Source organism: Parapedobacter koreensis, from assembly GCF_900109365.1.
GTDB classification, from domain to species: Bacteria; Bacteroidota; Bacteroidia; order Sphingobacteriales; family Sphingobacteriaceae; genus Parapedobacter; species Parapedobacter koreensis.
Genome location: NZ_FNZR01000012.1, coordinates 1 through 24,070 on the forward strand (window position 1 = coordinate 1; position 24,070 = coordinate 24,070).

General features: G+C 47.8%; 21 protein-coding genes. 14 read left to right on the forward strand and 7 right to left on the reverse strand.

The window, feature by feature from the left end; genetic code table 11:
• Positions 1-116 precede the first annotated feature (116 nt).
• The 6 genes from BMW65_RS21435 (at position 117) to BMW65_RS21460 (ending at position 5,042) form a co-directional block, all read left to right on the forward strand.
• Positions 117-506: a DoxX family membrane protein gene (locus BMW65_RS21435; RefSeq protein ID WP_090608990.1), complete on the forward strand. Its 390-nt coding sequence runs from the start codon at positions 117-119 to the stop codon at positions 504-506.
• Complete coding sequence (locus BMW65_RS21440) at positions 506-1,672, forward strand: MFS transporter (protein ID WP_090608788.1); 1,167 nt, start codon at positions 506-508, stop codon at positions 1,670-1,672. Before BMW65_RS21435 ends, BMW65_RS21440 begins: the two co-directional genes overlap by 1 nt.
• A 17-nt stretch (positions 1,673-1,689) precedes the next feature.
• A complete protein-coding gene (locus BMW65_RS21445) occupies positions 1,690-2,706 on the forward strand; it encodes an alpha/beta fold hydrolase (protein WP_090608790.1) in 1,017 nt (338 codons plus the stop codon).
• Between the two features lie 111 nt (positions 2,707-2,817).
• The gene (locus tag BMW65_RS21450) at positions 2,818-3,450 is read left to right on the forward strand and encodes a nitroreductase family protein (protein WP_090608792.1); all 633 of its coding nucleotides are present in this window, start codon (positions 2,818-2,820) and stop codon (positions 3,448-3,450) included.
• Positions 3,451-3,485: 35 nt separating this feature from the next.
• On the forward strand, positions 3,486-4,196 hold the full coding sequence (locus BMW65_RS21455; protein WP_090608991.1) for a DsbA family oxidoreductase: 711 nt from the start codon (positions 3,486-3,488) through the stop codon (positions 4,194-4,196).
• Positions 4,197-4,289: 93 nt separating this feature from the next.
• Positions 4,290-5,042, forward strand: a complete 753-nt coding sequence (locus tag BMW65_RS21460) for a superoxide dismutase (RefSeq protein WP_090608794.1) — start codon at positions 4,290-4,292, stop codon at positions 5,040-5,042.
• A gap of 66 nt (positions 5,043-5,108) precedes the next feature.
• On the opposite strand, the gene BMW65_RS21465 is transcribed toward BMW65_RS21460, so the two are convergent.
• A complete protein-coding gene (locus tag BMW65_RS21465) occupies positions 5,109-5,510 on the reverse strand; it encodes an SRPBCC family protein (RefSeq protein WP_090608796.1) in 402 nt (133 codons plus the stop codon).
• 21 nt (positions 5,511-5,531) lie between these two features.
• Positions 5,532-6,179 carry an orotate phosphoribosyltransferase gene (pyrE, locus tag BMW65_RS21470; protein ID WP_090608797.1) on the reverse strand — a complete coding sequence of 216 codons (648 nt, stop codon included), beginning with the start codon at positions 6,177-6,179 and terminating at the stop codon, positions 5,532-5,534.
• Between the two features lie 43 nt (positions 6,180-6,222).
• Here pyrE and BMW65_RS21475 point away from each other — a divergent pair, with 43 nt between their 5' ends.
• The gene (locus BMW65_RS21475) at positions 6,223-6,783 is read left to right on the forward strand and encodes an NUDIX hydrolase (RefSeq protein WP_245747713.1); all 561 of its coding nucleotides are present in this window, start codon (positions 6,223-6,225) and stop codon (positions 6,781-6,783) included.
• A gap of 2 nt (positions 6,784-6,785) precedes the next feature.
• Here the strand turns inward: BMW65_RS21475 and coaD are convergent, their stop codons facing one another.
• The 3 genes from coaD to BMW65_RS21490 are packed head-to-tail and all read right to left on the reverse strand — an operon-like array spanning position 6,786 to position 8,629.
• A complete protein-coding gene (gene coaD / locus BMW65_RS21480; protein WP_090608801.1) occupies positions 6,786-7,256 on the reverse strand; it encodes a pantetheine-phosphate adenylyltransferase in 471 nt (156 codons plus the stop codon).
• Between the two features lie 45 nt (positions 7,257-7,301).
• Positions 7,302-7,835 (reverse strand): RsmD family RNA methyltransferase, encoded by a 534-nt coding sequence (locus BMW65_RS21485; RefSeq protein WP_090608803.1) that lies wholly within the window; start codon positions 7,833-7,835, stop codon positions 7,302-7,304.
• Positions 7,826-8,629: a DUF3822 family protein gene (locus tag BMW65_RS21490; protein ID WP_090608804.1), complete on the reverse strand. Its 804-nt coding sequence runs from the start codon at positions 8,627-8,629 to the stop codon at positions 7,826-7,828. Before BMW65_RS21490 ends, BMW65_RS21485 begins: the two co-directional genes overlap by 10 nt.
• A 70-nt stretch (positions 8,630-8,699) precedes the next feature.
• Here BMW65_RS21490 and BMW65_RS21495 point away from each other — a divergent pair, with 70 nt between their 5' ends.
• The 4 genes from BMW65_RS21495 to BMW65_RS21510 all read left to right on the forward strand — a co-directional run bounded on the left by BMW65_RS21495 (position 8,700) and on the right by BMW65_RS21510 (position 14,881).
• Positions 8,700-10,127 carry an ATP-dependent DNA helicase gene (locus BMW65_RS21495; RefSeq protein WP_090608993.1) on the forward strand — a complete coding sequence of 476 codons (1,428 nt, stop codon included), beginning with the start codon at positions 8,700-8,702 and terminating at the stop codon, positions 10,125-10,127.
• 106 nt (positions 10,128-10,233) lie between these two features.
• Positions 10,234-11,598 carry an APC family permease gene (locus BMW65_RS21500; RefSeq protein WP_090608995.1) on the forward strand — a complete coding sequence of 455 codons (1,365 nt, stop codon included), beginning with the start codon at positions 10,234-10,236 and terminating at the stop codon, positions 11,596-11,598.
• A 70-nt stretch (positions 11,599-11,668) separates the two neighbouring features.
• A complete protein-coding gene (locus BMW65_RS21505) occupies positions 11,669-12,199 on the forward strand; it encodes an SAM-dependent methyltransferase (RefSeq protein WP_245747715.1) in 531 nt (176 codons plus the stop codon).
• A gap of 192 nt (positions 12,200-12,391) precedes the next feature.
• Positions 12,392-14,881 carry a S9 family peptidase gene (locus BMW65_RS21510; RefSeq protein ID WP_090608806.1) on the forward strand — a complete coding sequence of 830 codons (2,490 nt, stop codon included), beginning with the start codon at positions 12,392-12,394 and terminating at the stop codon, positions 14,879-14,881.
• Positions 14,882-14,944: 63 nt separating this feature from the next.
• On the opposite strand, the gene BMW65_RS21515 is transcribed toward BMW65_RS21510, so the two are convergent.
• Positions 14,945-16,372 (reverse strand): APC family permease, encoded by a 1,428-nt coding sequence (locus tag BMW65_RS21515; protein WP_090608998.1) that lies wholly within the window; start codon positions 16,370-16,372, stop codon positions 14,945-14,947.
• 164 nt (positions 16,373-16,536) lie between these two features.
• Between BMW65_RS21515 and BMW65_RS21520 the strand changes: the two genes are divergently transcribed.
• From BMW65_RS21520 to BMW65_RS21530, 3 genes are all read left to right on the forward strand, one after another.
• Complete coding sequence (locus tag BMW65_RS21520; RefSeq protein WP_090608807.1) at positions 16,537-18,777, forward strand: sodium-translocating pyrophosphatase; 2,241 nt, start codon at positions 16,537-16,539, stop codon at positions 18,775-18,777.
• Between the two features lie 203 nt (positions 18,778-18,980).
• Entirely contained in the window at positions 18,981-20,474 is a 1,494-nt protein-coding gene (locus tag BMW65_RS21525) for an amino acid permease (protein WP_090608809.1), read from the forward strand.
• Between the two features lie 241 nt (positions 20,475-20,715).
• Positions 20,716-23,367: a TonB-dependent receptor gene (locus BMW65_RS21530; protein ID WP_090608810.1), complete on the forward strand. Its 2,652-nt coding sequence runs from the start codon at positions 20,716-20,718 to the stop codon at positions 23,365-23,367.
• Between the two features lie 55 nt (positions 23,368-23,422).
• Here the strand turns inward: BMW65_RS21530 and BMW65_RS21535 are convergent, their stop codons facing one another.
• Positions 23,423-24,067 (reverse strand): MgtC/SapB family protein, encoded by a 645-nt coding sequence (locus tag BMW65_RS21535; RefSeq protein ID WP_090608812.1) that lies wholly within the window; start codon positions 24,065-24,067, stop codon positions 23,423-23,425.
• Positions 24,068-24,070: the final 3 nt, after the last annotated feature.

Genomic DNA, 24,070 nt, shown 5'->3' on the forward strand with positions numbered 1-24,070 from the left:
TATTCTTTAGTTCATTATAAAGATAATAAGGAGGGACGATGTGGCCGCCATTTTTATTGAACGCGATTATAATTCCCGATTTTTATGTAAGTTTGTTTGACTTAAAAAAACAAAACATGAACCCTACCTTGGTTGCCCTATTCATTCGGTTGCCCATCGCCATGTCATTCTTGGGCCATGGGCTCGTCCGTCTGCCAAAGTTGCAAGCGTTCGCTACAGGCACGGCCGAGCAATTTGCTGACACCCTGCTACCTCAGGGATTTGTGCTGGGCTTTGGCTACGTATTGGTCGTTGTGGAATTCCTTACCGGGATTTGGCTCATCAGCGGCCGGTGGTTCAACGAAGCGTTGATTGCAGGGCTTGCCATTATGACCATCTTGATTTTCGGAAGTGCACTGATTGAAAACTGGACTGCCGTATCGGTTCAGCTCATACACAGCAGCTACCTGGCCGGGCTGTTGATTTGGCAGCTTCATAAGGCATCGGAAAAGGGAGCGATCCGTTAATGGCGGGACTAAGCAAGCGTACGCTGTGGTTGATAACTGTCGGTGCGGGCCTGGTGATAGCCAACAACTACTACAATCAACCCCTGCTTGCGCTGATCGCACGTGATTTCCAGGTTTCAGAAGCACAGGCCGGGAGTGTCGCCATGGTTACCCAAGTGGGGTATGCGGCTGGCCTGTTTTTCTTGGTGCCGCTGGCGGATATGTTTCACCGGAGGCGGCTCATCTTGGCTATTTTTCCATTTATCGTAACCTCGCTGCTGCTGGCCACATTCAGCTATTCGCTATTGGGATTGGTCATAGCCAGCTTCTTTATTGGCCTTACGTGCGTTGTCCCCCAGCTTTTTGTGCCATTGGCCGCCACCTTATCCGCGCCGGCAGAAAAAAGCAAATCCATTGGGATGGTCATGAGTGGCCTGCTCATCGGGATCCTGGCCTCGCGCGTTATCAGTGGCTTCGTTGGCGCGCAATTGGGCTGGCGGTATATGTTTTTCATTGGCGCTATAATTATGTTCATCTTCTGGATATTGGTCATGAAGAATTTGCCCGACGTAAAGCCTTCGTTTACGGGTAGCTACGGCGCGTTGATGCGTTCATTGGTTCATTATTTCAAGGCGGATGCCGCATTAAGACTGGCTTCATGGCGCGGGGCCTGTAGCTTCGCCATATTTACAACCTTCTGGACCACGCTCGTCTTCCACCTCGAAGCACCGCCATTCCATGCGGGCAGTGATGTTGCAGGAGCTTTCGGCATATTGGGCATCGCGGGAGCACTTGCGCCTGCGATGCTTGGTAAAATAATTGATCGGATAGACCGCAATAAGTTGGTCGTTTGGCTATCGGCCATCGCGCTGTTTTCATGGTGGCTTATTGGGGTACCCGGGGCAACGGGGTATGCTGCGCTTATCATTGGTGTACTGCTCATTGATATGGCCATACAGGGCATTCACCTGACCAATCAATCGATCATCTTTGCCAAACATCCGGAGGCTACTAACCGGGTGAATACCGTATACATGACGAGCTATTTCGTAGGGGGGGCATTGGGCACGTTCGTTGCATCCATCGCGTGGGAACATTTCCAATGGCTGGGTGTTACCTTAGTAGGCGTCGGTTTCGCACTGCTCATGCTGGCAGGCCACCTGCTTTTTTTTCGCCACGCAACATGATGATAAAATCAATAGTTATGCATTACAATAAGATGTTGATAATCCTGCCTTGTGTGGTGGGACTGGCACTCCTGTTTGCCTGTCCGTCAAAAGCACAAGACAATTTGCCGATAGGCACGAACCTCGAAACCATCGAATACCCCTATACGGTGGAATATATAACCTTGCAAATCCAAGGTGAAACCTTGAAGATGGCCTACATGGATGCCGTCCCGGAAGCGCCAAACGGCGAAGCGGTGCTGCTGCTCCATGGCAAAAACTTCAACGGGGCATATTGGGAACGGACAGCAAACGATCTTACCCAACTGGGCTACCGGGTAGTAATGCCCGATCAAATCGGGTTTGGCAAATCTTCCAAGCCCAACCGTATCCAATATACGTTTCAACTGCTGGCGATGAACACCAAAAAACTGTTGGATAGCCTGGGCATAGGCAACGTGCACGTACTGGGACATTCCATGGGCGGAATGCTCGCTACGCGGTTTGCCTTGATGTATCCCGATCAAACACAATCATTGATACTGGAAAATCCCATCGGATTGGAAGACTGGAAAACCGTGGTGCCCTACCAGACCGTGGACGACTGGTACCAGAGCGAACTGGTACAGACATACGATAAGATTAAAAACTACCAGCTCACCTTTTATTACGATAATAAATGGAAAGCGGAATACGACCGCTGGGTACATATGCTGGCTGGGTGGACCAATGACATCGACTATCCACGTATCGCTTGGAATTCGGCATTGCTGTACGACATGATTTTTACGCAACCGGTAGTCTATGAATTCAGCAATATTAAAGCCCCTACCCTCCTGCTTATCGGGCAGCGCGACCGCACGGCGCTGGGCAAGGCCAATGCTCCCAAGGCGGTACAGGAAACGTTGGGCAATTACCCCCTTTTGGGTAAAAAAGCCGCCGCTGCCATCCCCGGTGCCCAACTCGTGGAAATCGAAGGCATCGGGCACCTACCGCATATCGAAGCCTACGAACGGTTTATCGAACCGTTGAGGCAGTTTCTAACAGCGCATTAACGTCATCCCAATGTATATTTTCAGGTGCGATCCCTTTTGATGTTTGAACATTCATTACCTTTGCATTACGAAATTTTGTTTTAATACTATTTTAATTTCAGCACATTAATCATGCAATTATTAGATGCGTTAAGCTGGCGTTATGCCACGAAAAAAATGAACGGTCAGCCTGTTGCACAGGAGAACGTAGATAAGATATTACAAGCCGCGTACCTCGCTCCTACGTCATCCGGGCTGCAACCCTTTAAAATCATCGAAATTACCAATAAAGCGTTGCGGGAAAAAATTCAACCCATAGCTTTTGGGCAAAGCCAAATCGTGGATGGATCCCACCTGCTGGTCTTCGCAGCGTGGGATAATTATACGGCAGAACGGATTGATAACATTTTCAGCCATACAGCCGCCGAGCGCGGACTGCCCGCCAGCACGTTTGATGACTATAAAGCCCGATTGAAGAATTTGTATTTAAGCAGGCCTGCTGACGTCAATTTTGAACATGCCGCACGGCAAGCTTACATTGCATTCGGCTTGGCTATTGCCGCTGCCGCTGAGCTCCATGTAGATGCCACGCCCATGGAAGGTTTTGACAATGCTGCGCTGGATGAGCTACTGCAATTGCCTGAGCAAGGGCTTAAAAGTGTAACTATCCTGCCATTGGGCTACCGGGATTCGGAAAACGATTGGCTGGTCAACCAAAAGAAGGTACGTACGCCCAAGGAAGAATTATTCTTACAAATTGCGTAATATTCCTGTACACGATTAGAAACAACATTATGCAGATGAAGATTGAAGTATGGTCAGATATTGTTTGCCCGTTTTGCTACATCGGCAAGCATCACTTTGAAACGGCGTTGCAGCAGTTTGGTGAGCCGCAAGCCGTGGAAGTAGAGTGGAAGAGCTTCCAACTTGACCCCGATTTGCCTAAGGGCACCGCTTATGCAGACACCTACCAATACCTTGCTGAGCGAAAGGGACTAAGCATTGCGCAGGCAAGGGAAATGACAGGCGGGGTAGCGGCTTCGGGAAAGCGGGCCGGCGTTGAATTGAATTTTGACAGCGCCATTGTGGCCAATACATGGGATGCGCACCGCTTGCTGCACCTGGCCCAAGCAGCAAACCTGGGTAATGCATTGAAGGAAACCTTATTCCATGCGCATTTTACCGAAGGTAAAAACATCGGTGACCGCGAAACATTGATCGCACTCGGTAAAACGGCTGGATTGGAAGAAGCCGCTATCATCGCGATGTTGGACAGTGATCAATACGGCTACGAAGTGGCGCAGGACATCCAAGAGGCACGTAATATCGGTATCCGGGGTGTGCCTTTCTTTGTGTTGAACCGTAAATATGCCGTATCCGGTGCCCAACCCCCCGAGGTATTTTTGCAGACCTTAGAAAAAGCGTATGCGGAATGGCGCAAGGAAAATCCTAAAATACCCTTTGATTTGACCGAAGGCCCCACCTGCAGTCCGGATGGAAATTGCGATTGATTTTATTGTTACATTTGAATAAATCCGTGGGATTTAAAAACAAATTTTTACCTTTGGTTGTATATAAGCTGTAAATCAAATCTCTTAACCGTTATGGCAATTACCAACAGAAGGAATTTTTTACGTACAACAATTGGCTTGACCGTTGCTTCCACCGCATTGGGTACGAGCCCGTTAAATGCTTTGGTGGGATGCAGTTCACCAAATTCATCCGGTGATTCATCTGCTGAATCGGGTGATGCACTGGAATTTACACAGGAACCTTTAGGCTATGAATACAACGCTTTGGAACCCTATATCGATGCGCGTACGATGGAAATCCATTATACGAAACATCATGCAACGTATATCACTAACGTGAATGAAGCGATCAAAGCGGAATCGGTAACCTACTCCACACCGGAAGACCTCTTTGCAAACATTGCATCGCTTTCCGCAAAGGTACGCAACAATGGCGGCGGTGCTTGGAACCATACTTTTTTCTGGAAATCACTGCGTGCGCCCGTAGATGGCAATGCACCAACGGGTGCCTTGCTGGATGCCATCAACGGTGCTTTCGGATCGTTTGATCAATTCAAGGAACAGTTTGCTACGGCGGGAACCGGGCGGTTTGGATCCGGATGGGCGTGGCTGGTGAGTGATAACGGTACGCTGAAAATAGGTTCTACACCGAATCAGGATAATCCGTTGATGGGTGATGCCGAGTTTAAAGGCAAACCCTTATTGGGGCTTGACGTATGGGAGCATGCCTATTACCTGCACTATCAGAACCGTAGGCCTGAATACATCACTAATTGGTGGAATGTGGTCAATTGGGATTTTGTAGCGGAGCAATTGGCCAGCTAATACTGCTCGTTTTTTTATGGTATAAAAGGAAGCCCCTGCGTTCAAATGCCGGGGCTTTTTATTTTGTCATGCACTCAACACGTTCTTGAGATTGCCTACCTGCTCGTCTACCAACTTCTGCAAGGGTTTGGTGGCTACCATCTTCATCATCATATTGAGGTCTGCCTCAATAACCAGCTTGGCCAGGGTACGGTTGTCGGCCATTGGCGTTACCAACCAGCGTAGCGTCACTGCAAATGGTGCCTTTTCAGCAGGCACAAAAACCACTTCATCATCCGCTTTACGGCTGTCTACCCTGATGGCCAGTCTGGTCATGTTTTGGATAGTAAACTGGGCCTCATCGCGTGTGGATGACCAATTGTACACCATTTCGGGCATCAATTGCTCATGGTTATTGCAGTCTGCCAGAAAAGCGTATACTTCGGCAACCGGTTTGTCAATGGTGATTTGATTCTGGATAGTGGTCATGGCCCTGTTGTGCAGCTTATTTCATTCGTTTGGTGACCATTCACCCGGATTCTTCCGCCATTGCGCAAGTATCTCGATGTCGTTATTCAAAATGTAATTGTGCTTAGCGGCAACTTCAATAAGGGTATCATAATTACATAAACTCACGGTTCTGCATCGCGCATTTGCGAAATTCTTTTCCGCTTCGTCAAACCCGTAAGTGAATATGGATACCAAGCCGACAACGTTGCATTCGGCTTCACGCAGGGCTTGCACCGCTTTTAGGCTGCTCTTGCCCGTGGAGATCAAATCTTCGATAACCACTACACGCTGACCGCCAACGACCTCGCCTTCAATCAGGTTTTGCCGGCCATGATCTTTGGAATCACTGCGTACGTAAGTAAAAGGCAACCCCAAATCCTGTGCAACCAGCACCCCTTGCGGGATACCCGCAGTAGCCACACCGGAAATCATTTCCACCGATCCAAACTCTTCCTGTATCAGCTCAGCGAGTTTCTGCCGTATGTAGGTACGGATAGGTGGGTGAGACAAAGCTACACGGTTATCGCAATAAATCGGCGACTTCCAACCCGACGCCCATGTAAAAGGTTTTTTGGGTTGTAATTTAATTGCTTTAATTTGCAACAATGATTCGGCAACTTTTTGTGCAACCTCATTCATATTATTCATGGCGCAAATCTATAAAATTTATATGAACCAATCGGCCCTCGTTTTGGCAGATTTTATACCCGGTGATATCCCCCATTTCCAATCAATTGATCATCAAGATTTTGACTTTGAAAAACTTTTCAAAGAGTCGAGGCAAAATAAGCTTTTTATTACATATTTCATACTAATAAAAAATACAAAAGAGTTTTTTAGTCTCATTAAAAAAAGAATCAAAGTAATTAAAGCTTCAGGCGGATTAGTGAAAAATGGCGAAGGCGATTATCTTTTTATCCATCGGCTTGGAAAATGGGATTTGCCAAAAGGAAAAGTCGATGAAGCAGAGTCCATGAAGCAGGCTGCCGTACGGGAAGTGGAAGAAGAATGCGGTATCAAAGTAGATTATCTTGGGCCAAAAATCCTGACCACTTACCATGCCTATCTGCTAAAAGGAGAGTTGGTGCTTAAAAAGACGAATTGGTACGAAATGGGTGTAAACAAAGTACCTCGGCTGAAACCGCAGATTGAGGAAGACATCACGGCAGCCATATGGCTGGAAAAAGATAAATTCAGTAAAATCAGGCAGAATACGTATCCGCTTATCGAGGATATTTTGAATACGATTTAAGTCTAAGGCACTATTGCCTTCACCACGGCCTCGGGCACCAAGGTGCTGACGTCGCCGCCATTGATAATAATCTCACGGATAATGGTGGAGGAAATGTGGGACAGCCCGCTGCTGCTCACTAAAAATACGGTTTCGATATCGGGGGCGAGCACGGCATTGTTTAGTGCGATGGCTTTTTCAAACTCAAAATCCCCGGCACTGCGCATACCGCGAAGAATATATTGTGCGCCTACTTCCCGGCAAAAATCTACCGTAAGCCCCTCAAACTGTGCGGCAACCACGGCACCTTGCTGTGTGGAAAATACTTCCTGAATAATGGCCAGCCGCTCGTCGTGATTGAAATAACCTTTCTTGGTGCTGTTCCTTCCAATTGCGACATAAATCTTGTCAAAAAGCCGCTGGCCTCTTGCCACGATATCCACATGTGCATTCGTTATGGGATCAAACGACCCGGGGAAAACCGCTATTTTCATGGCTTTTCTTTCAAAAGTATAACATTCGTATCACAACGGCAAGCGTTAAACCTGATAAAACGAAAACGAGGAATAACCGTATTTGCGGGTTTCCACCAAGTGCACTTGGGCTTCAATTTTCCGGGCGGTGGCATGCTCTAAAACGAGCCATCCACCCGGCTTCAGCATCCCCGCAGCAAATATCCGACTGGGAAGTTGCGGAAGTTGCGGAAGCTCGTATGGCGGATCGATGAACACCAAATCAAACTGATCCTTGCAGGTCGGTATAAACTTCAATACATCGGCCTTCAACGCTTTGATGGCGGTTAGATTTAGTTTCTGGGCAGTCGTATTGATATACTGGACACATTTGAAATGGATATCAACAGCCATTACAGAAGCTGCGCCGCGGGAAGCTAATTCAAATGCGATATTCCCGGTGCCCGAAAACAAATCCAGTGCAGCTATGCCATCGAAATCTATCCGGTTTTCCAGCACATTGAACAGGGCTTCTTTGGCCATGTCTGTGGTAGGCCGTACAGGCAAGATAGACGGTGGATTCAGCCGTAGTCCGCCGTGGCTCCCTCCGATTATCCGCATAGGTGAAGCCCTAAAAGCGTAAGGTACTGATGCTGTTCCAATTGCAACGTTTGAGGAATGGCAATTCCCGTAAGCTGCCCGCAATCCGCAAACACTACTTGATCGCTATATTTCGCTACCCGTCGATGAAACTCGCCGTCGGCTGCAATATTACCGGACAAGCAGCATAGGGGACGTTTGTCTATTAAACCACCATTTGTCAATATAGCCAGCAAATAATAATTAAAATCATCCGGGTTGAAAACCTCGAAATCATTACCATAAACAAACCTGCCGGAATCAAGGATAGCGATACTGACGGAAGAAGCTTGCTTGTTGATGATCACCAACGGACCTGGTGCTTGCATGGTATAGCCAGCCATGGCTACCAATAATGGCTGGACAAGTGGATAAATGCTTAGATTTGGGAAACGTGTGGTAAAACGTTCCAAACCCATTCGGCCGACTTGATGGAGAAGCGTTATACCAAGTGCAGGTAGGTCTGACACCGAAGTAGCCGTAAGTCCATCGTCAGGCAAGTAGCGGCGATAAGTCTGAAGCAGGCTTTCATCGAACACTTCGGCTGGGACAAATGAGTAAGCGCCGTCGGCGATAGCCAGCTTTACCGCTCCAAAATCGAGTTCCAGGATATCCAATACATCCTGCCTGGCATCGGCCGGATCGTAAGCAGTAATGAAGCTCAAATGCCGATCGTTGTCCAACACAGCAAGAGCGTGTTCATCGCGGCTTATCCTTGCCAATAAGGTATAATCGCCGGCACGGTGCCGGTCAAAATCTTCGGAAGTATATGTCATCGCCGTTCGTTTATCGTGACAAACATACTTAGATAAATCATTTTGAACAAACTTTTGGGTACCTTTGGCGGTGCAGATTGCTGAATTGATTTCCAGCCGTTTCCCCTTACAGCCTACCGGGCAGCAGTACGAAGCGTTCAAAAGGCTGGCCTCCTTTTTGGGACAAGCCAGCGATGACACCTGTTTTGTCCTTAGGGGCTATGCGGGTACGGGCAAGACCACCATCATCAGTACATTGGTGAATGTGCTCCCTGCACTGCATATGCGTGCCGTGCTGCTGGCCCCTACTGGCCGGGCCGCGAAGGTGATGAGCAGCTATTCCGGCAAAAAGGCGTCTACGATACACAAAAAGATTTACCGCAAAAAAGTGGCCTTGTCTCCCGACATGGCTTTCGGTTTGGCAAACAACCCACATACGGATACGCTCTTTATCGTGGATGAAGCGTCGATGATATCCAATGAGCGGTTTTCCTTCAATGGCAAAAGCCTATTGGAAGATCTGGTAGCATATGTCCATGCTGGTGAAAACTGCCGACTGATGTTCGTCGGGGACACGGCCCAGCTTCCACCCGTTGGCTTACTGCAAAGTCCGGCATTGGATGCGCAATGGCTCGCCGGAGCTTTCGGCATGCGGGTCTTGGCATACGAACTCACCGAAGTCGTACGGCAGGAAAAACATTCAGGTATCCTCTACAATGCAACGGCTATACGTCAGCAAATCCAATCTGCTGATGGCCAGGAGCCAACCATAGCATTTCCGCACATCCGGGTAAGCGGATACACCGATATCTACCGTATGACTGGTGAACGGCTCCTGGACGGGCTGCACTATGCTTATGATAAATATGGACTGGAAAACACCATGGTCATTTGCCGATCCAATAAAAGTGCTAACCTGTACAACCAACATATACGCAACCGCATACTGTTTAGGGACGAAGAGCTTACGGGCGGCGACTACATCATGGTGGTACGCAACAATTATTATTGGCTTTCGGCTGATTCCAACCGAACGGGCTTCATCGCCAACGGCGACATGGCGCAGGTACGCCGGGTAAGGAACGTCCATGAACAGCATGGTTTCCGTTTTGCAGACATAAGTTTGGCGTTTATCGACACCGACGAAATCGAACCCGTCGATTGCAGGGTCATGCTGGATACATTGCACACGGATTCACCCAGCCTGCCGCCGGAGGATCAACAGCGCCTATTCGATGCCGTCATGACTGACTATGCAGACATTCCCGATAAAAAGGAGCGAATGGCGGCCCTGAAGGCCGATCCTTATTACAATGCCCTGCAAATTAAATTCGCGATGGCGATCACGTGCCATAAGGCCCAGGGCGGGCAATGGCAAGCCGTATTTGTAGACCAGGGCTACCTGACTGATGAACGGCTTGACGTGGAATTCCTGCGGTGGCTATATACGGCGTGTACGCGTGCCACCAAGGAATTGTTTATGGTGAATTTTCACGAACGTTTTTTTAGTGGCCGATAACCACCCATTGCAGCCGAACCTTCACAAAAATATTACAAGCCATTGTAAACAAAGCCGGTATCCATTTGTAGTTAAACCGTACACCAATCGTAACAACCGTCGTCATATGAAAGAGGAAAGCATTGGCCATGAAACATCAACATTCCAATATTCAGAACCCTCCGAAAACAAAAATCCCCGGCCTTTAATCCGGATTGTTGATGCAATTGCTATTGTAGTCGGTATCGTGGTCGGTGCCGGGATTTTCCGCACACCGTCAATCGTTGCCGCCAATACAGGCAGCCCGGAATTGTTCCTCGCGGTTTGGTTACTGGGAGGATTGGTTTCGCTTATCGGCGCGCTGTGTTATGCGGAGTTGAGTACTACGTTTCCGAACACAGGGGGTGATTATCATTTCTTGATGCGGGCGTTCGGCAAACGTTTTGCTTTTTTGTTTGCCTGGGCCAGGCTAAGTATTATCCAAACAGGATCCATCGCGTTGCTTGCTTATATCATTGGTGATTATCTTTCTCAGCTCTACTCAATTGGTACTTACTCATCGGCATTTTTCGCGGCAGTGGTGGTGATAACCCTCACCGCCATCAATATGCTGGGGGTGCGTTTTGGTACGGGCACGCAGAAACTATTGTTCGCTTTTGAATTTATTGGTACGTTATGCGTGGTTGTCGTGGGTTTTTTCATCAACCCCGCCCCTAGTGCGCTGTCGACATTGCCACTTGCTTCATTGGACAATCCTTCGGCAATCGGTCTTGCCATGGTATTCGTGCTCCTTACATTCGGCGGATGGAATGAGGCGGGATACATTTCTGCCGAATTGAAAGCAGGAAGCCGGAAAATGGTTCCGGTGCTGGTCGTCAGTATTTTAATCACCACGGTGCTTTATTTGTTGGTCAATTGGGCTTTTCTACATGCGCTCGGCATTGAGCGGATAGCTGCATCTGAAGCTGTAGGCATCGATCTCATGCGCGTAACGCTGGGTGAACCGGGGGTATTCCTTATTGGTATATTGGTGGTGATGGCTACCCTTACCTCAATCAATGCCACCATTTTTACCGGTGCGCGCACCAATTATGCGCTTGGCCGGGATTTTACTGTGTTTGCCCGGTTGGGCAAGTGGAACCTTAAAACGTCATCGCCGATAAATGCCCTGCTACTACAGGGGATCATTGCCTTGGCACTGATCATACTGGGTGCGTTCACTCGAGATGGTTTTCAGTCAATGGTGGATTTCACCGCGCCGGTATTCTGGTTTTTTTTCCTTGCTACAGGTATTGCCTTATTCGTTTTGCGGACGAAAGAAGCTGGTATTGCCCGTCCATTTAGGGTACCGTTGTATCCGGTGACCCCACTGATATTCTGTGGATCGTGCGCTTATTTGTTGTATTCCAGCTTGGCATATACCGGTATCGGTGCCTTGGTCGGTGTAGCTGTACTATCGCTGGGCACACTATTTTTCTTCGTGGTTCGGTGATTGCCAATGGAAAGGAATATGTTTGATAGCCTGTTTATTAATTAATTTAAGTATAACACTAAAAATGAACATGATGAGCACATTAAAAAATTGGTTGGTTGTCTTGTTTGTTGCTGCATGCACAGGTGTGTATGCCCAACAACCGGATCTGGATGTACCGTATGTACCTACGAAACAAGAGACTGTGGAAGAGATGTTGAAACTAGCCGGTGTCAAACCTGGTGATGTGGTGTATGATTTGGGATGTGGTGACGGGCGGATAGTTATTACGGCGGCTCAGAAGTTTGGTGCCACAGGGGTTGGTGTCGATCTCAATCCGCAACGCATTAAAGAGGCGAATGCAAATGCACAGGCTGCAGGTGTTGCAGACAAAGTCAGGTTTGTAGAAGGGAACCTGTTTGAATTTGATTTCAGCCAAGCAAATGTCGTGACGATGTACCTGCTTCCGTCTGTCAATCTGAAGCTAAGGCCAAAACTGCAAAAAGAACTCAAGCCCGGAAGCCGTATTGTATCGCACGATTTTGACATGGGTGATTGGCAAGCGGAGAAAACGATAGAAGTGGGCAATGACACCATTTACCTATGGACAATAGGTAACTGAGCCTTAAAAATCATTACACGACGCGGATTGGACGATTCTTGTTTTGTCTGATCCGTGTCCTTTTTTTAATTTTTCAGTAATGTTGTTCGATGTTTCTGTATTAACGTGAATATTACAATCCTAAATCTAAAGATATCAATCAAAAACTGATAATTTGCACCCGCAAATAATATCATATTTTCCTTAAACGTTATGTATAAAAAATACAACTTGATTTTTTTCATGTTTCTGGTAGTAAACATGGGAATTGCACAGGACAACCTTGAACAAACAAAGGCAAACTACCAACTTGCCGCCCGGTTTTCTCCGGAAAAACTCAGACGCTTGATTTTTTCCACCTCAGTAAATCCCAATTGGTTGAAAAATACTAACCGGTTCTGGTATGTTTATGAGACACCAGCAGGCAAAAACTGGTACATCGTGGATCCGGCTGCCCGGAAGAAAGATTTTCTTTTTGACAACGCACAGCTCGCAGCGCAGCTGACGCGCATTGTCAAGGATCCTTTTGACGCGCAACACATGGACATCCGCGACCTGAAATTTACCAATGATGAACGCCGCATCCGTTTCGAGATAAACAGTACCAAAGATACCTTAAAAACCAAAGAAGAACGTGAGAAAAGCACCAACAAAACGGATTCTCTGAAAAAAAAGGTGTTTTATTTGGAATATGACCTTCAGACCCGTCAACTGGTAGAACTGGCTGATTCCCTGAAGCCCAAACCACATCTCGCCTGGGCATCCTTCTCTCCGGACACAGGTACCGTCATTTTCGCCAAAAATTACAACCTGTACTGGATGGATAGGGAAAATTATGAGAAAGCCCGGAAAGACGAGAAAGACAGCACCATTGTCGAACACCAATTTACTACGGATGGTATACAGTATTACGCATGGGGCGGGGATGATCGCAGTATCACTACCGGCGATGAAAAGAAAGATGAAGATGAGAAAAATCAACGCAAGCGCGCTGGCATCACTTGGTCGCCTGACGGACGCCATTTCATCGTGATGCGCAAGGACAGCCGGAACATCAACCCGCTTTGGGTGATCAACAACGTGGGTGGTAAAAGGCCTACATTGGAAACCTATAAATACCAGATGCCGGGCGAGACCGACAGTACGGAGCAGGAACTGCACATCTTTGACTTCGCTACCAAACAGCCACGCCGTATCAATGTCGCGGCATTCAAGAACCAAACACTTGACGTATACACGAAGCCACAGCCCCGCAATAGCCGGCCGGACGATATCCGCATCAATACCTGGGCGGGAACTAACGAACGGTTTTTCTTCTCGCGGAGCAGCCGCGATCTCAAACGTGTCGACTTAGGCACCGTAGCCGTTGACGGAGCCGTAAAAGTGCTGGTGGAAGAACGTTCAAACACTTACTTGGATGTGCTGCAACCCGAATTGATTAATGACGGCCAGGAATTTGTCTTTTGGTCGGAACGCGATGGCTGGGGGCATTTCTACCTGTATGATGGCGAAGGTAAGCTCAAAAACCAAATCACATCCGGAGAATTTTACTGTTCGGAAATTGTTGGATTGGATGAAAAGACACGCACGCTGTATTTTGCAGCCAATGGCCGTGAAGCGAATGAAGATCCATACTATCAGCATTTGTATAGCATCAGCCTAAGTGGCGCGGGAATGAAACTGCTCAACCCCGGCGATTTTGACCATCAATCCAATATGGATGAAAACAGCCAGTTTTTTGTAGACAATTATTCTCGGGTGAATACAGCTCCCGTGTCGGCTTTGTATAACAGCGCCGGACAGGAAATCCTCGCATTGGAAACGACTGATTTATCACAGTTGTTTGCTGCCGGATACAAATTTCCCGAACCCTTCAAGGTAAAGGCGGATGATGGCATCACCGATTTGTATGGGGTCATGTATAAACCATTTGACTTCGACTCCACCAAGACCTATCCCATTATTGAATACGTGTATCCCGGTCCACAGACCGAATCAGTAAACAAGGCTTTCGGCCGCAGCATGGACCGTATCGATCGCCTGGCTCAATTTGGCTTTGTGGTCATTACCGTGGGTAACCGTGGCGGGCATCCAGCTCGATCAAACTGGTACCATACCTATGGATATGGCAATTTGCGCGATTATGGGCTGGCCGACAAAAAAGCTGCTGCTGAGCAATTGGCCGACCGCCATCCATTCATCGACGTCAACCGGGTAGGCATCACCGGGCACTCCGGCGGCGGCTTTATGTCTACAGCGGCCATGCTGGTGTATCCGGACTTTTTCAAAGTGGCCGTGTCTGGTGCGGGCAACCACGAAAACAACATTTACAACCGGTGGTGGAGCGAACGGCACCACGGCGTAACTGAACGGGTATCGGCAAAGGGCGACACAACATTCTCCTATGCCATTGAGAAAAACCCCGAGCTGGCCAAGAACCTCAAGGGACGCTTGTTGCTGGCCACAGGAGATATTGACAATAACGTGCACCCCGCTAATACCATCCGCATGGCCGAGGCACTCATCAAAGCGAACAAACGTTTTGACTTCGTGCTAATGCCTGGCCAGCGCCACGGCTTTGGCGACATGACGGAATATTTTTTCTGGAAGATGGGGGATTATTTCAGCAGGTACCTGCTGGGTAACTACCAGGATGAGGTGGATATCACGGAAATGAATAAGGAAGCCGCTCGACGGCGATAAACGGCATGACAAAAGGACGGGGTGTTATGCGGTTACGCATAACACCCCGTCTTTTTTAGTGAATTAATCCAAAGCTTTCTCTCGGCGGTTCCACATAAAGAATACCGGAATGCCTAACAGCACGATAATTAATCCCGGCCAGGTGAAAGTAGGCTGGTAAATCAGCAATCCCACACATATCGTGAAGGCTGCCAGCACATATAGCGCTGGTAAAATAGGATAGCCAAAAGCTTTATAGGGCCGCTCCGCATCGGGCAGTTTCCGCCGCAAAATGAATATCCCGATAATGGTGAGTGCATAAAAAATCAACACCACGAAAATTACGTAGTTGAGCAGGTCGCCATACCGGCCAGTAAGGCAAAGAACCGAGGTCCAGATGCATTGTGCCCAAAGTCCCCAACCGGGCACTTCAAATTTATTCAGTTCACCGGCCTGTTTGAAAAACAACCCATCCTGTGCCATGGTATAATATACCCGTGCACCGGCCAAAATCAATCCGTTGTTGCAGCCGAAGGTGGAAATCATAATCATCACGGCAATGACAAGCGTGCCCACTTGGCCAAAAATGGCCTGTGCGGCCACCACAGCCACACGGTCTGCGGGGGCATAGGCAATCTCTTCCATGGAGAGGGTAGCCAAATACATGAGATTGGCCGATACATAAATGATGGTCACAATCAGTGTCCCCAGGAAAAGGCTCAGCCCGATATTGCGTTTTGGATTACGGATCTCGCCCGCAATGAAGGTCACATTATTCCAAGCATCACTGGAAAACAGGGAACCTACCATGGCCGATACAATACCCGCAAAAAGCGCTGCCCCGCCTATGGACATGGCTGTGCCGCTATTGATGTCCCAGCGAACCGTGTCCCATGCCGTAGACCAGTTGGCATTCCATACTTCGGTATTGAATGCGGCCAGCAACCCGGCGACGATCAACCCACCCAATGAAACAAGTTTTACAATGGTGAATACGGTCTGGATGATCTTCCCGTTTTTCACCCCGCGCGAGTTGACCCATGTGAGGATGACAATGGTCGCAATGGCAACCAACTGAGCCGCATTGATGCGTACGATACCCAGATCCCATAATATATTCTCATCACTGAGCGCGGGGAAAATATAGGCCGCAAATTTGGCAAACGCGACGCCTACAGCGGCAATGGTGCCCGCCTGGATGACCATAAACAACGACCATCCGTAGAGAAATGCGATAAGACGGTTATAGGCTTCCCGAAGGTATACATATTGCCCCCCCGCTTTTGGGAACATGGCCGACAGCTCGCCATAACTAACGGCAGCTATGACGGTAACAATTCCCGTGAGCACCCAGATAAAAATAAGCCAGCCTGCACTTCCTACATTCCGTACAATATCCGAGCTTACAATAAAAATTCCAGAGCCAATCATCGATCCGGCTACCAACATCGTCGCGTCGAGCAGTCCCAGCTCACGCTTCATGTCATCCTGTTGTTCAGGTGTTGTGTTCATTAGGTTATTATCCATAAAGATTAGTGGATTCGAAAGTAGGCAAATATTTATTAATTCATGCAAATAAATTTGATTATTACAATAAGCATCTTATTTTTGGCGACTCTTTGTTGAAACCTATTTAACAATGAAACGTTTTGTAAACAATTGAATCGGTTATAATAATGGAATTTTTACAAGCAAATCTGATTTATCTAATTCCTGTATTGGGGTTGATAGGCATCGTCGTGATGATCGTCAAATCTGCCTGGGTGACCAAGCAAGATGCCGGAGATGACAACATGCGTTCTTTAGCCGGCCATATCGCTGAAGGCGCAATGGCTTTTCTGAAAGCCGAATGGAAAGTGCTTTCCTATTTTGTGGTGATTGCTGCCATTTTGTTGGCTTGGTCAGGCACGTTGGTAGAAACTTCCAGCTGGGTCATTGCGGTATCCTTCGTCATTGGCGCTGTGACATCAGCGTTTGCCGGGTATATCGGCATGAACATCGCTACAAAGGCCAATGTGCGTACCACGCAAGCGGCCCGGGGAGGACTCGCCAAAGCGCTCAAGGTATCGTTCACTGGTGGTACGGTAATGGGCCTTGGCGTGGCAGGATTAGCGGTGTTGGGTATGGGTGTCCTGTTTATCGTCTTTTATCAGATTTATGTAGTAAGTACCGGTGCCAGCGTCAATGGGATTGAAATGGAAAAAGCCTTGGAGGTACTAGCCGGTTTCTCCCTGGGCGCCGAATCCATCGCATTGTTTGCGCGTGTAGGTGGTGGCATTTATACCAAAGCGGCTGACGTTGGCGCAGATTTAGTGGGCAAAGTCGAGGCGGGTATTCCCGAGGATGATGTGCGCAATCCAGCTACCATCGCAGACAATGTGGGCGATAATGTGGGCGACGTGGCTGGTATGGGTGCTGACCTGTTTGGCTCTTATGTAGCCACCATATTGGCAACAATGGTATTAGGGCGGGAAATTGTATCCGTTGACAATTTCAATGGCATTGCCCCAATATTATTACCCATCCTTATCGCAGGCTTGGGAGTGATTTTTTCTATCATTGGTGCCACGTTGGTCAAGGTGAATGACGACCAAGGCAATGTACAGCAGGCATTAAATCTTGGCAACTGGTCTTCCATCCTACTTACAGCCCTGGCATCTTATTTTGTGGTAGGTTGGTTACTGCCTGACAATTTGGAATTACGTGGGGTCTCTTTCACTTCATTGGATGTATTCTTTGCCATTGTTGTAGGCCTCATTGTAGGTGCTTTGATGAGCATTATTACCGAATACTACACAGCCATGGGCAAACGCCCGGTTAGTTCCATTGTCAAACAATCGTCTACCGGACATGCGACCAACATCATCGGTGGCATCTCCATAGGCATGGAATCCACTGCGATACCGACCATTATCCTTGCTGCGGGTATCATTACCTCCTATGGTTTTGCTGGCTTATACGGCGTAGCCATTGCGGCCGCTGGTATGATGGCCACCACAGCCATGCAACTGGCCATTGATGCTTTTGGTCCCATTGCAGACAATGCCGGTGGCATTGCCGAAATGAGTGGACTACCGAAAGAAGTACGCGCACGCACGGATAAATTGGATGCCGTGGGCAATACAACCGCCGCCACGGGAAAAGGGTTTGCCATCGCTTCGGCAGCGTTGACAGCGCTGGCCCTCTTTGCCGCCTTCGTCGGTATTGCAGGTATTGACTCCATAGACTTGTATAAAGCACCCGTATTGGGTGCGCTTTTCATTGGGGCCATGATTCCGTTTATCTTCTCCTCCCTGGCTATCGCTGCCGTAGGCCGTGCAGCCATGGCGATGGTGGAGGAAGTAAGGCGGCAATTCCGGGAGATACCCGGTATTATGGAACACAAAGCGAAACCTGAATATGACAAATGTGTTGCCATATCCACAAAAGCATCCATCCGCGAAATGATATTCCCCGGTGCAATTGCTTTGATTGTCCCGATACTGGTGGGCTTTGGCTTCAAGGGCGTATTCGAAAGCACTTCCTCTGCCGAAATCCTTGGTGGCCTATTGGCTGGAGTCACGGTATCCGGTGTATTGCTGGGGATGTTCCAGAATAATGCCGGTGGTGCCTGGGATAATGCCAAGAAATCATTTGAAGCGGGCGTGGAAATCAACGGCAAAACAGAATACAAGGGCTCCGATGCGCATAAGGCATCGGTAACCGGCGATACCGTGGGCGATCCATTTAAAGATACGTCCGGCCCATCCATGAATATCTTGATCAAGCTGATGTCTATCGTATCCTTGATTATTGCACCCCACATCAGTGTGAATAACGGGGGCAGCCATGCCGGAATCGACGTGAAAAAACAAACTGAGGTGCCCGCACAAATTGCACAAGCGGAAGACGGACTTTTATACACAAATACCTATTAATGATGTATACGATGTGACAAAAACTCAAATAAAAAGGGATTTGTAAAAAAACGAATCCCTTTTTCGCATAAAAGCACACCCATTATCAACAAAATCATTACATATGGACTGTAAATAAAAAAAACCATTCATTTGAAAATAAAAATTTGTAGGTTTGGCCCTTAACTAACTGGGATGACCTGAATTGTTAAAAGAAAAATTGTATGTTATTTAAAAAATCGATTCCTACGTTAATTGCCGAAGCAGCAGAAAGCGGTGAAGGCACACTCAAACGGACATTATCAAGTGGTGGTTTAATAGCATTGGGTGTTGGTGCCATCATCGGCGCTGGTCTTTTCTCCCTTACCGGGATAGCTGCTGCAGAAAATGCAGGGCCAGCCGTGACGCTATCATTCATGGTTGCTGCTATCGGCTGTGCATTTGCAGGGCTTTGCTATGCAGAATTTGCGGCCATGATCCCCGTAGCAGGAAGTGCTTATACGTATTCCTACGCCACTTTAGGCGAATTTGTTGCCTGGATAATCGGGTGGGATCTTGTGCTGGAGTACGCGTTAGGAGCCGCTACTGTAGCGTCCAGTTGGTCGCAATATTTCAATCAGCTCTTACTCGTATTTGAGATACATTTGCCAGAGAGTTTGCTCCACGGTCCTTGGGAAGGTGGTATCGTCAACATTCCGGCCATCGTCATCGTCTGTCTGCTATCGCTCCTATTGATCAGGGGCACCCAAGAGTCGTCACTGGTCAATAACATTCTCGTGGTAGTGAAAGTAGCGGTTGTGTTAGTTTTCATTGCATTGGGTTGGAGTTTCATCAACCCGCTCAACCACGATCCGTTCATCCCGGTAAATGAGGGTGAAGAACTGGTGAAATCCGGTCAGTTGGGATTCTTTGAATTTTTCAAGAGTGACTATTTTGGCCACTTCGGCATCAGTGGCATCATGCGTGGTGCTGGTGTGGTATTCTTTGCGTTCATCGGGTTCGATGCGGTAAGCACAGCGGCACAGGAAGCCAAAAACCCTCAAAAGGGTATGCCAATAGGCATTATCGGCTCATTGTTGATTTGCACGTTGTTGTACGTACTCTTCTCATACGTGATGACGGGATTGGAAAACTACACGAAATATGCAGGGGACGCAAAGCCCGTTGCCACTGCTTTTGCACAAACGGGATACACCTTTTTGAATACGGCTTTGATCATTGCCATTCTCACTGGTTATACTTCGGTGATCTTGGTGATGCTGCTCGGCCAAAGCCGCGTGTTCTACACGATGAGCAAAGACGGCTTACTGCCCGCTTTCTTTTCTGACTTGTCGAAAAATCAAACCCCTTGGAAAACCAATGTGGTTTTTATGATTTTCGTGAGTATTTTCGCGGGCTTCGTTCCGGTTTCAGACTTGGGGCACATGGTGAGCATCGGCACCTTATTTGCCTTCGTATTGGTATGTATCGGGATCATGGTCTTGCGGAAGACCGATCCGAATATCCCACGGCCATTCCGCACACCGTTGGTGCCGCTGGTACCCATACTTGGCATTGTGGTCTGTATCGCGATGATGGCTTCACTTCCTATCGAAAGCTGGGAACGCCTGGCCATCTGGATGGCAGTTGGTATCGTTATTTATTTTGCCTATGGCAAACAACACAGCAAAATCAGAGCTGAGGTAGAAAAAGGGAAATCATCGGGCCCCACCCTATAACACGCATATAATTTGCTAGGAAAAAGCGTCGCTCAAAGAGTGACGCTTTTTTTGATCATAAAAAAATGTTATATAATTATTTATTAACATTTATTTTACATCAAATCGGTTATCTTTGCTTTGTAATTAATCATTCAGGTTATGAATGTATTGTTTTTCGTCGCACACAAATCATTATTCATTCATTTTTCAGCGAAAAACATCACATTCTGCACACAAATTCCCACTAATTTTTTTAAGTATGACAAAAAAGACTACTAAATGGACAACTTTAGTTGCTATCCTGCTATTGTTTAGCAATTATTCTTGGGCACAGCGCGTACTTACAGGAAAAGTAACTGATGGTGCCGATCCCATTGTCGGGGCGACTGTATCGATAAGAGGAGTCGCCGGAGGCACCTCTACCAATGAAGCAGGTGATTTCAGCATTTCTACAGACCATGAATCCGGTGAATTGGTGATTCGTATTATTGGTTTCTCAACGCGAACAATTCCTTTTTCCACGCAATCTAATTTAGGGACGATAGTATTATCGCTTTCTGATTCCGAAACATTGGATGAGGTCGTAGTCATCGGGCGCGGGATTATCGACATTGCGGAAGGACGGAAAACACCCATTGCGGTTTCAACGGTGAACCGTGCTGAAATCCAGGACAGGGGCATAGGCAACGTCGAATTTCCGGAGATCATGAAAAATACGCCTTCGGTGTTTGTGACCAACCAAGCCGGTGGTTTCGGCGATGGCCAGAATTTCCTACGGGGATTCGACCAGTCCAACACGGCTTACCTGTTGAATGGCCAGCCGATAAACGGCATGGAAGACGGCAACATGTATTGGTCAAACTGGAGTTCGATTGCGGATGTGGCCAATGCTGTACAGGTGCAAAGGGGCTTGGGATCATCCAAGTTAGCCATTTCATCTGTGGGTGGCACAGTCAACATCGTAACCAAGGCTACAGATTTAAACAAAGGGGGATCTGTGCGTTTCCTAACTGCCAACAATGGCTTCTTCAAAGGAACGGTGAGCTACAATACCGGGCTCCAAAACAAGTGGGGCTTTTCTTTCATGCTTGACTATTGGAGAGCCGACGCGAAATATGCCGTAGGTACACAGGGCGAGGGACAGAGTTATTTCTTATCCGTGGGTTATAAGCCCAATGATCGGCATGTTTTCAATTTCATGATCTTTGGCGCGCCGCAACAGCATGGCCAGAATTACTCGAAGCGGATGGAAACAACTTATTGGGCGGAAGGCTCAAGCGGCGGCATCGGCGGACAAGTAAATACACCAGGATATGACCTGACCGGCATCCGAGGTAATCACAACTATGGCCATTACAATGGAGAAGGATTATCATTGATTACCAACTTTTATCACAAACCGGTAGCCAACCTGAACTGGGATTTTGATATCAATGAGCAATCCTCGCTTTCTACCGTTCTATATGCCTCCATTGGTCGCGGGGGCGGCACAGGCATACTCGGCAACGGTGTCAACCGTTTGAACAGTATTTATGGCGATGCTTATGGTGCCAATGGCCAGATTCTTTGGGACAACATTGCGGCCTACAATGAGAGTATTCCGAATGGTGTAGGGGGCGGTTTCAACGGTTCTATGCTTCGCGCATCCATGAACAACCATTTCTGGTATGGGCTGGTCAGTAACTTCAACCACGAAACCGACTTTGGTTTGACGCTGAATGTGGGGGCGGATTTGCGTTTTTATCATGGTGACCATTTTCGCCAGGTCATTAACAAATTGGGGCTAAACAGCTGGAACGAAACCAATACCGCTCGTGGCGAACATGCGATAACCGAAACCTATAAAATCAATCCTTGGGCCACATTATTTAATTTTGCCCCCGAAGATCAGCGCGTTGGTTATGACGATTCTGAAGATATCAATTACCAAGGTGCATTTGGTCAGGCCGAATACACCGTCGGTGGTTTCACGGTATTTGCACAGGGCTCAATATCCAACCAATCGTATATCAAATACAATCGTTGGAACTATACGGGTGGCGAAGCGCAGTCGGACACCGAAAACAAGTTGGGTTATAATATCAAAGGCGGCGCCTCTTACAATTTCGAAGGTGGGCACACTGTTTTCGCTAATACAGGCTTTTATTCACGTCAGCCGTTTTTGGACAATATCTTTATCCAAAACACGGTCGACTTCTACGAACCGTCAGTGGACAATGAGGAAATTTTTGGCCTGGAAGCAGGCTACCGCTTTGCTATTCCAAACTTTACCGTCAACCTGAACGGGTATTACACATCATGGGCCAACCGGTTCTTGGCGAATGATGGCGAATTTAGCGCAGACCAGATCCAGGGAACGTACCTGCTTACAAACATCACGCAGTTGCACAAAGGTTTGGAGCTCGATTTTCAGACCTACATTACACCGAAGTGGATGCTGCGCGGATACGGATCGATAGGCGATTGGCAATATGACGGCGACTCCCCTTTCCAGTTCCGTGAAGAAGAAAGCTCTCAGGTCATCGGCACCGGCGAAATCGCACTGTCCGGCGTAAAAGTGGGTAATGCCCCGCAAACTTCCTTCGGATTGGGAACCAAGTACAACATCTTGCCGGATTTGTATGTCGACGTTGATTTCAACTTCTACGATAACCTATATGGACAGGTAGATCCGGAAAATGTGGTTGATGCGGCACTCGAAGGCGAAGTATACGAACCTGAAAAACTGAATTCTTTTGGCGTCGTTGATGCAGGCCTTACCTATAACTTCAACATTGGCGTGCAACGGCTAAAATTCCGGGGCAATGTCTATAACGTATTTGACAAGGAGTATATTGGCCGACAGGATGGATTCGGTTACTTCTATGGCCTTGGTACCACCTGGAATGCCTCGCTTACCTATAGCTTCTAATCGGCTAATGCGGTAATTCATAAAAAAGCTGTTTCATTGGTGTGAAACAGCTTTTTTATGAATTGTAATAAAACTCCTCGATATAAGCGAGGTTCATCATCTCATTATTGAACTGTTGCAACGTCTTACGGTCGGTCGTCAACTCAAATACCACCGACAACCTGCGGGATCGCTTGCTAATCGTTTTGCGTGCATATTTGATATGATGCTTGTCCAACTGGCGTTTAAGTTCTTCCAGGTTGTTGATGTCCATGTCTTGGAAGACAACGAAGAGGGTGCGGGTCAGAAATAGCCGTTCCATGGCATTTTCCACCTTGTTAAATACGGACAAGATAATGACCGTAATGACGGCAAGCGAAAGGGCGAGCCCATAATATCCAATTCCTGCTGCCATGCCTATTCCCGCAACCATCCAAATCACTGCTGCCGTCGTAAGCCCCATCACAGAGAACTTGTCCTTAAAGATCACACCGGCACCGATGAAGCCAATGCCGGTAATGATGTTGGCCGCAATCCGATCGTCGCTGCCTATTCCATAGCTTGACGCGATGGTGAAAGCTGTCGCGCCCAAACAAATCAACACAATGGTACGGAAACCGGCGGACTTGTTTCTATATTCGCGCTCCAAGCCGACCAAGCTCCCGCAAAAGACGGAAACGCCGATGGAAACCAAATCGTTATTTTCGGGCAAAAAATCCATGCT

Coding starts and splice junctions, on each gene's coding strand:
- coaD (WP_090608801.1), bottom strand. CDS start 7,256: ATGAAAATAGCGGTTTTCCCCGGGTCGTTTGATCCCATAACGAATGCA.
- BMW65_RS21460 (WP_090608794.1), top strand. CDS start 4,290: ATGGCAATTACCAACAGAAGGAATTTTTTACGTACAACAATTGGCTTG.
- BMW65_RS21500 (WP_090608995.1), top strand. CDS start 10,234: ATGAAAGAGGAAAGCATTGGCCATGAAACATCAACATTCCAATATTCA.
- BMW65_RS21455 (WP_090608991.1), top strand. CDS start 3,486: ATGAAGATTGAAGTATGGTCAGATATTGTTTGCCCGTTTTGCTACATC.
- BMW65_RS21520 (WP_090608807.1), top strand. CDS start 16,537: ATGGAATTTTTACAAGCAAATCTGATTTATCTAATTCCTGTATTGGGG.
- BMW65_RS21485 (WP_090608803.1), bottom strand. CDS start 7,835: ATGCGGATAATCGGAGGGAGCCACGGCGGACTACGGCTGAATCCACCG.
- BMW65_RS21505 (WP_245747715.1), top strand. CDS start 11,669: ATGATGAGCACATTAAAAAATTGGTTGGTTGTCTTGTTTGTTGCTGCA.
- BMW65_RS21530 (WP_090608810.1), top strand. CDS start 20,716: ATGACAAAAAAGACTACTAAATGGACAACTTTAGTTGCTATCCTGCTA.
- BMW65_RS21450 (WP_090608792.1), top strand. CDS start 2,818: ATGCAATTATTAGATGCGTTAAGCTGGCGTTATGCCACGAAAAAAATG.
- BMW65_RS21440 (WP_090608788.1), top strand. CDS start 506: ATGGCGGGACTAAGCAAGCGTACGCTGTGGTTGATAACTGTCGGTGCG.
- pyrE (WP_090608797.1), bottom strand. CDS start 6,179: ATGAATAATATGAATGAGGTTGCACAAAAAGTTGCCGAATCATTGTTG.
- BMW65_RS21445 (WP_090608790.1), top strand. CDS start 1,690: ATGCATTACAATAAGATGTTGATAATCCTGCCTTGTGTGGTGGGACTG.
- BMW65_RS21510 (WP_090608806.1), top strand. CDS start 12,392: ATGTATAAAAAATACAACTTGATTTTTTTCATGTTTCTGGTAGTAAAC.
- BMW65_RS21525 (WP_090608809.1), top strand. CDS start 18,981: ATGTTATTTAAAAAATCGATTCCTACGTTAATTGCCGAAGCAGCAGAA.
- BMW65_RS21435 (WP_090608990.1), top strand. CDS start 117: ATGAACCCTACCTTGGTTGCCCTATTCATTCGGTTGCCCATCGCCATG.
- BMW65_RS21535 (WP_090608812.1), bottom strand. CDS start 24,067: ATGGATTTTTTGCCCGAAAATAACGATTTGGTTTCCATCGGCGTTTCC.
- BMW65_RS21490 (WP_090608804.1), bottom strand. CDS start 8,629: ATGACATATACTTCCGAAGATTTTGACCGGCACCGTGCCGGCGATTAT.
- BMW65_RS21465 (WP_090608796.1), bottom strand. CDS start 5,510: ATGACCACTATCCAGAATCAAATCACCATTGACAAACCGGTTGCCGAA.
- BMW65_RS21515 (WP_090608998.1), bottom strand. CDS start 16,372: ATGAACACAACACCTGAACAACAGGATGACATGAAGCGTGAGCTGGGA.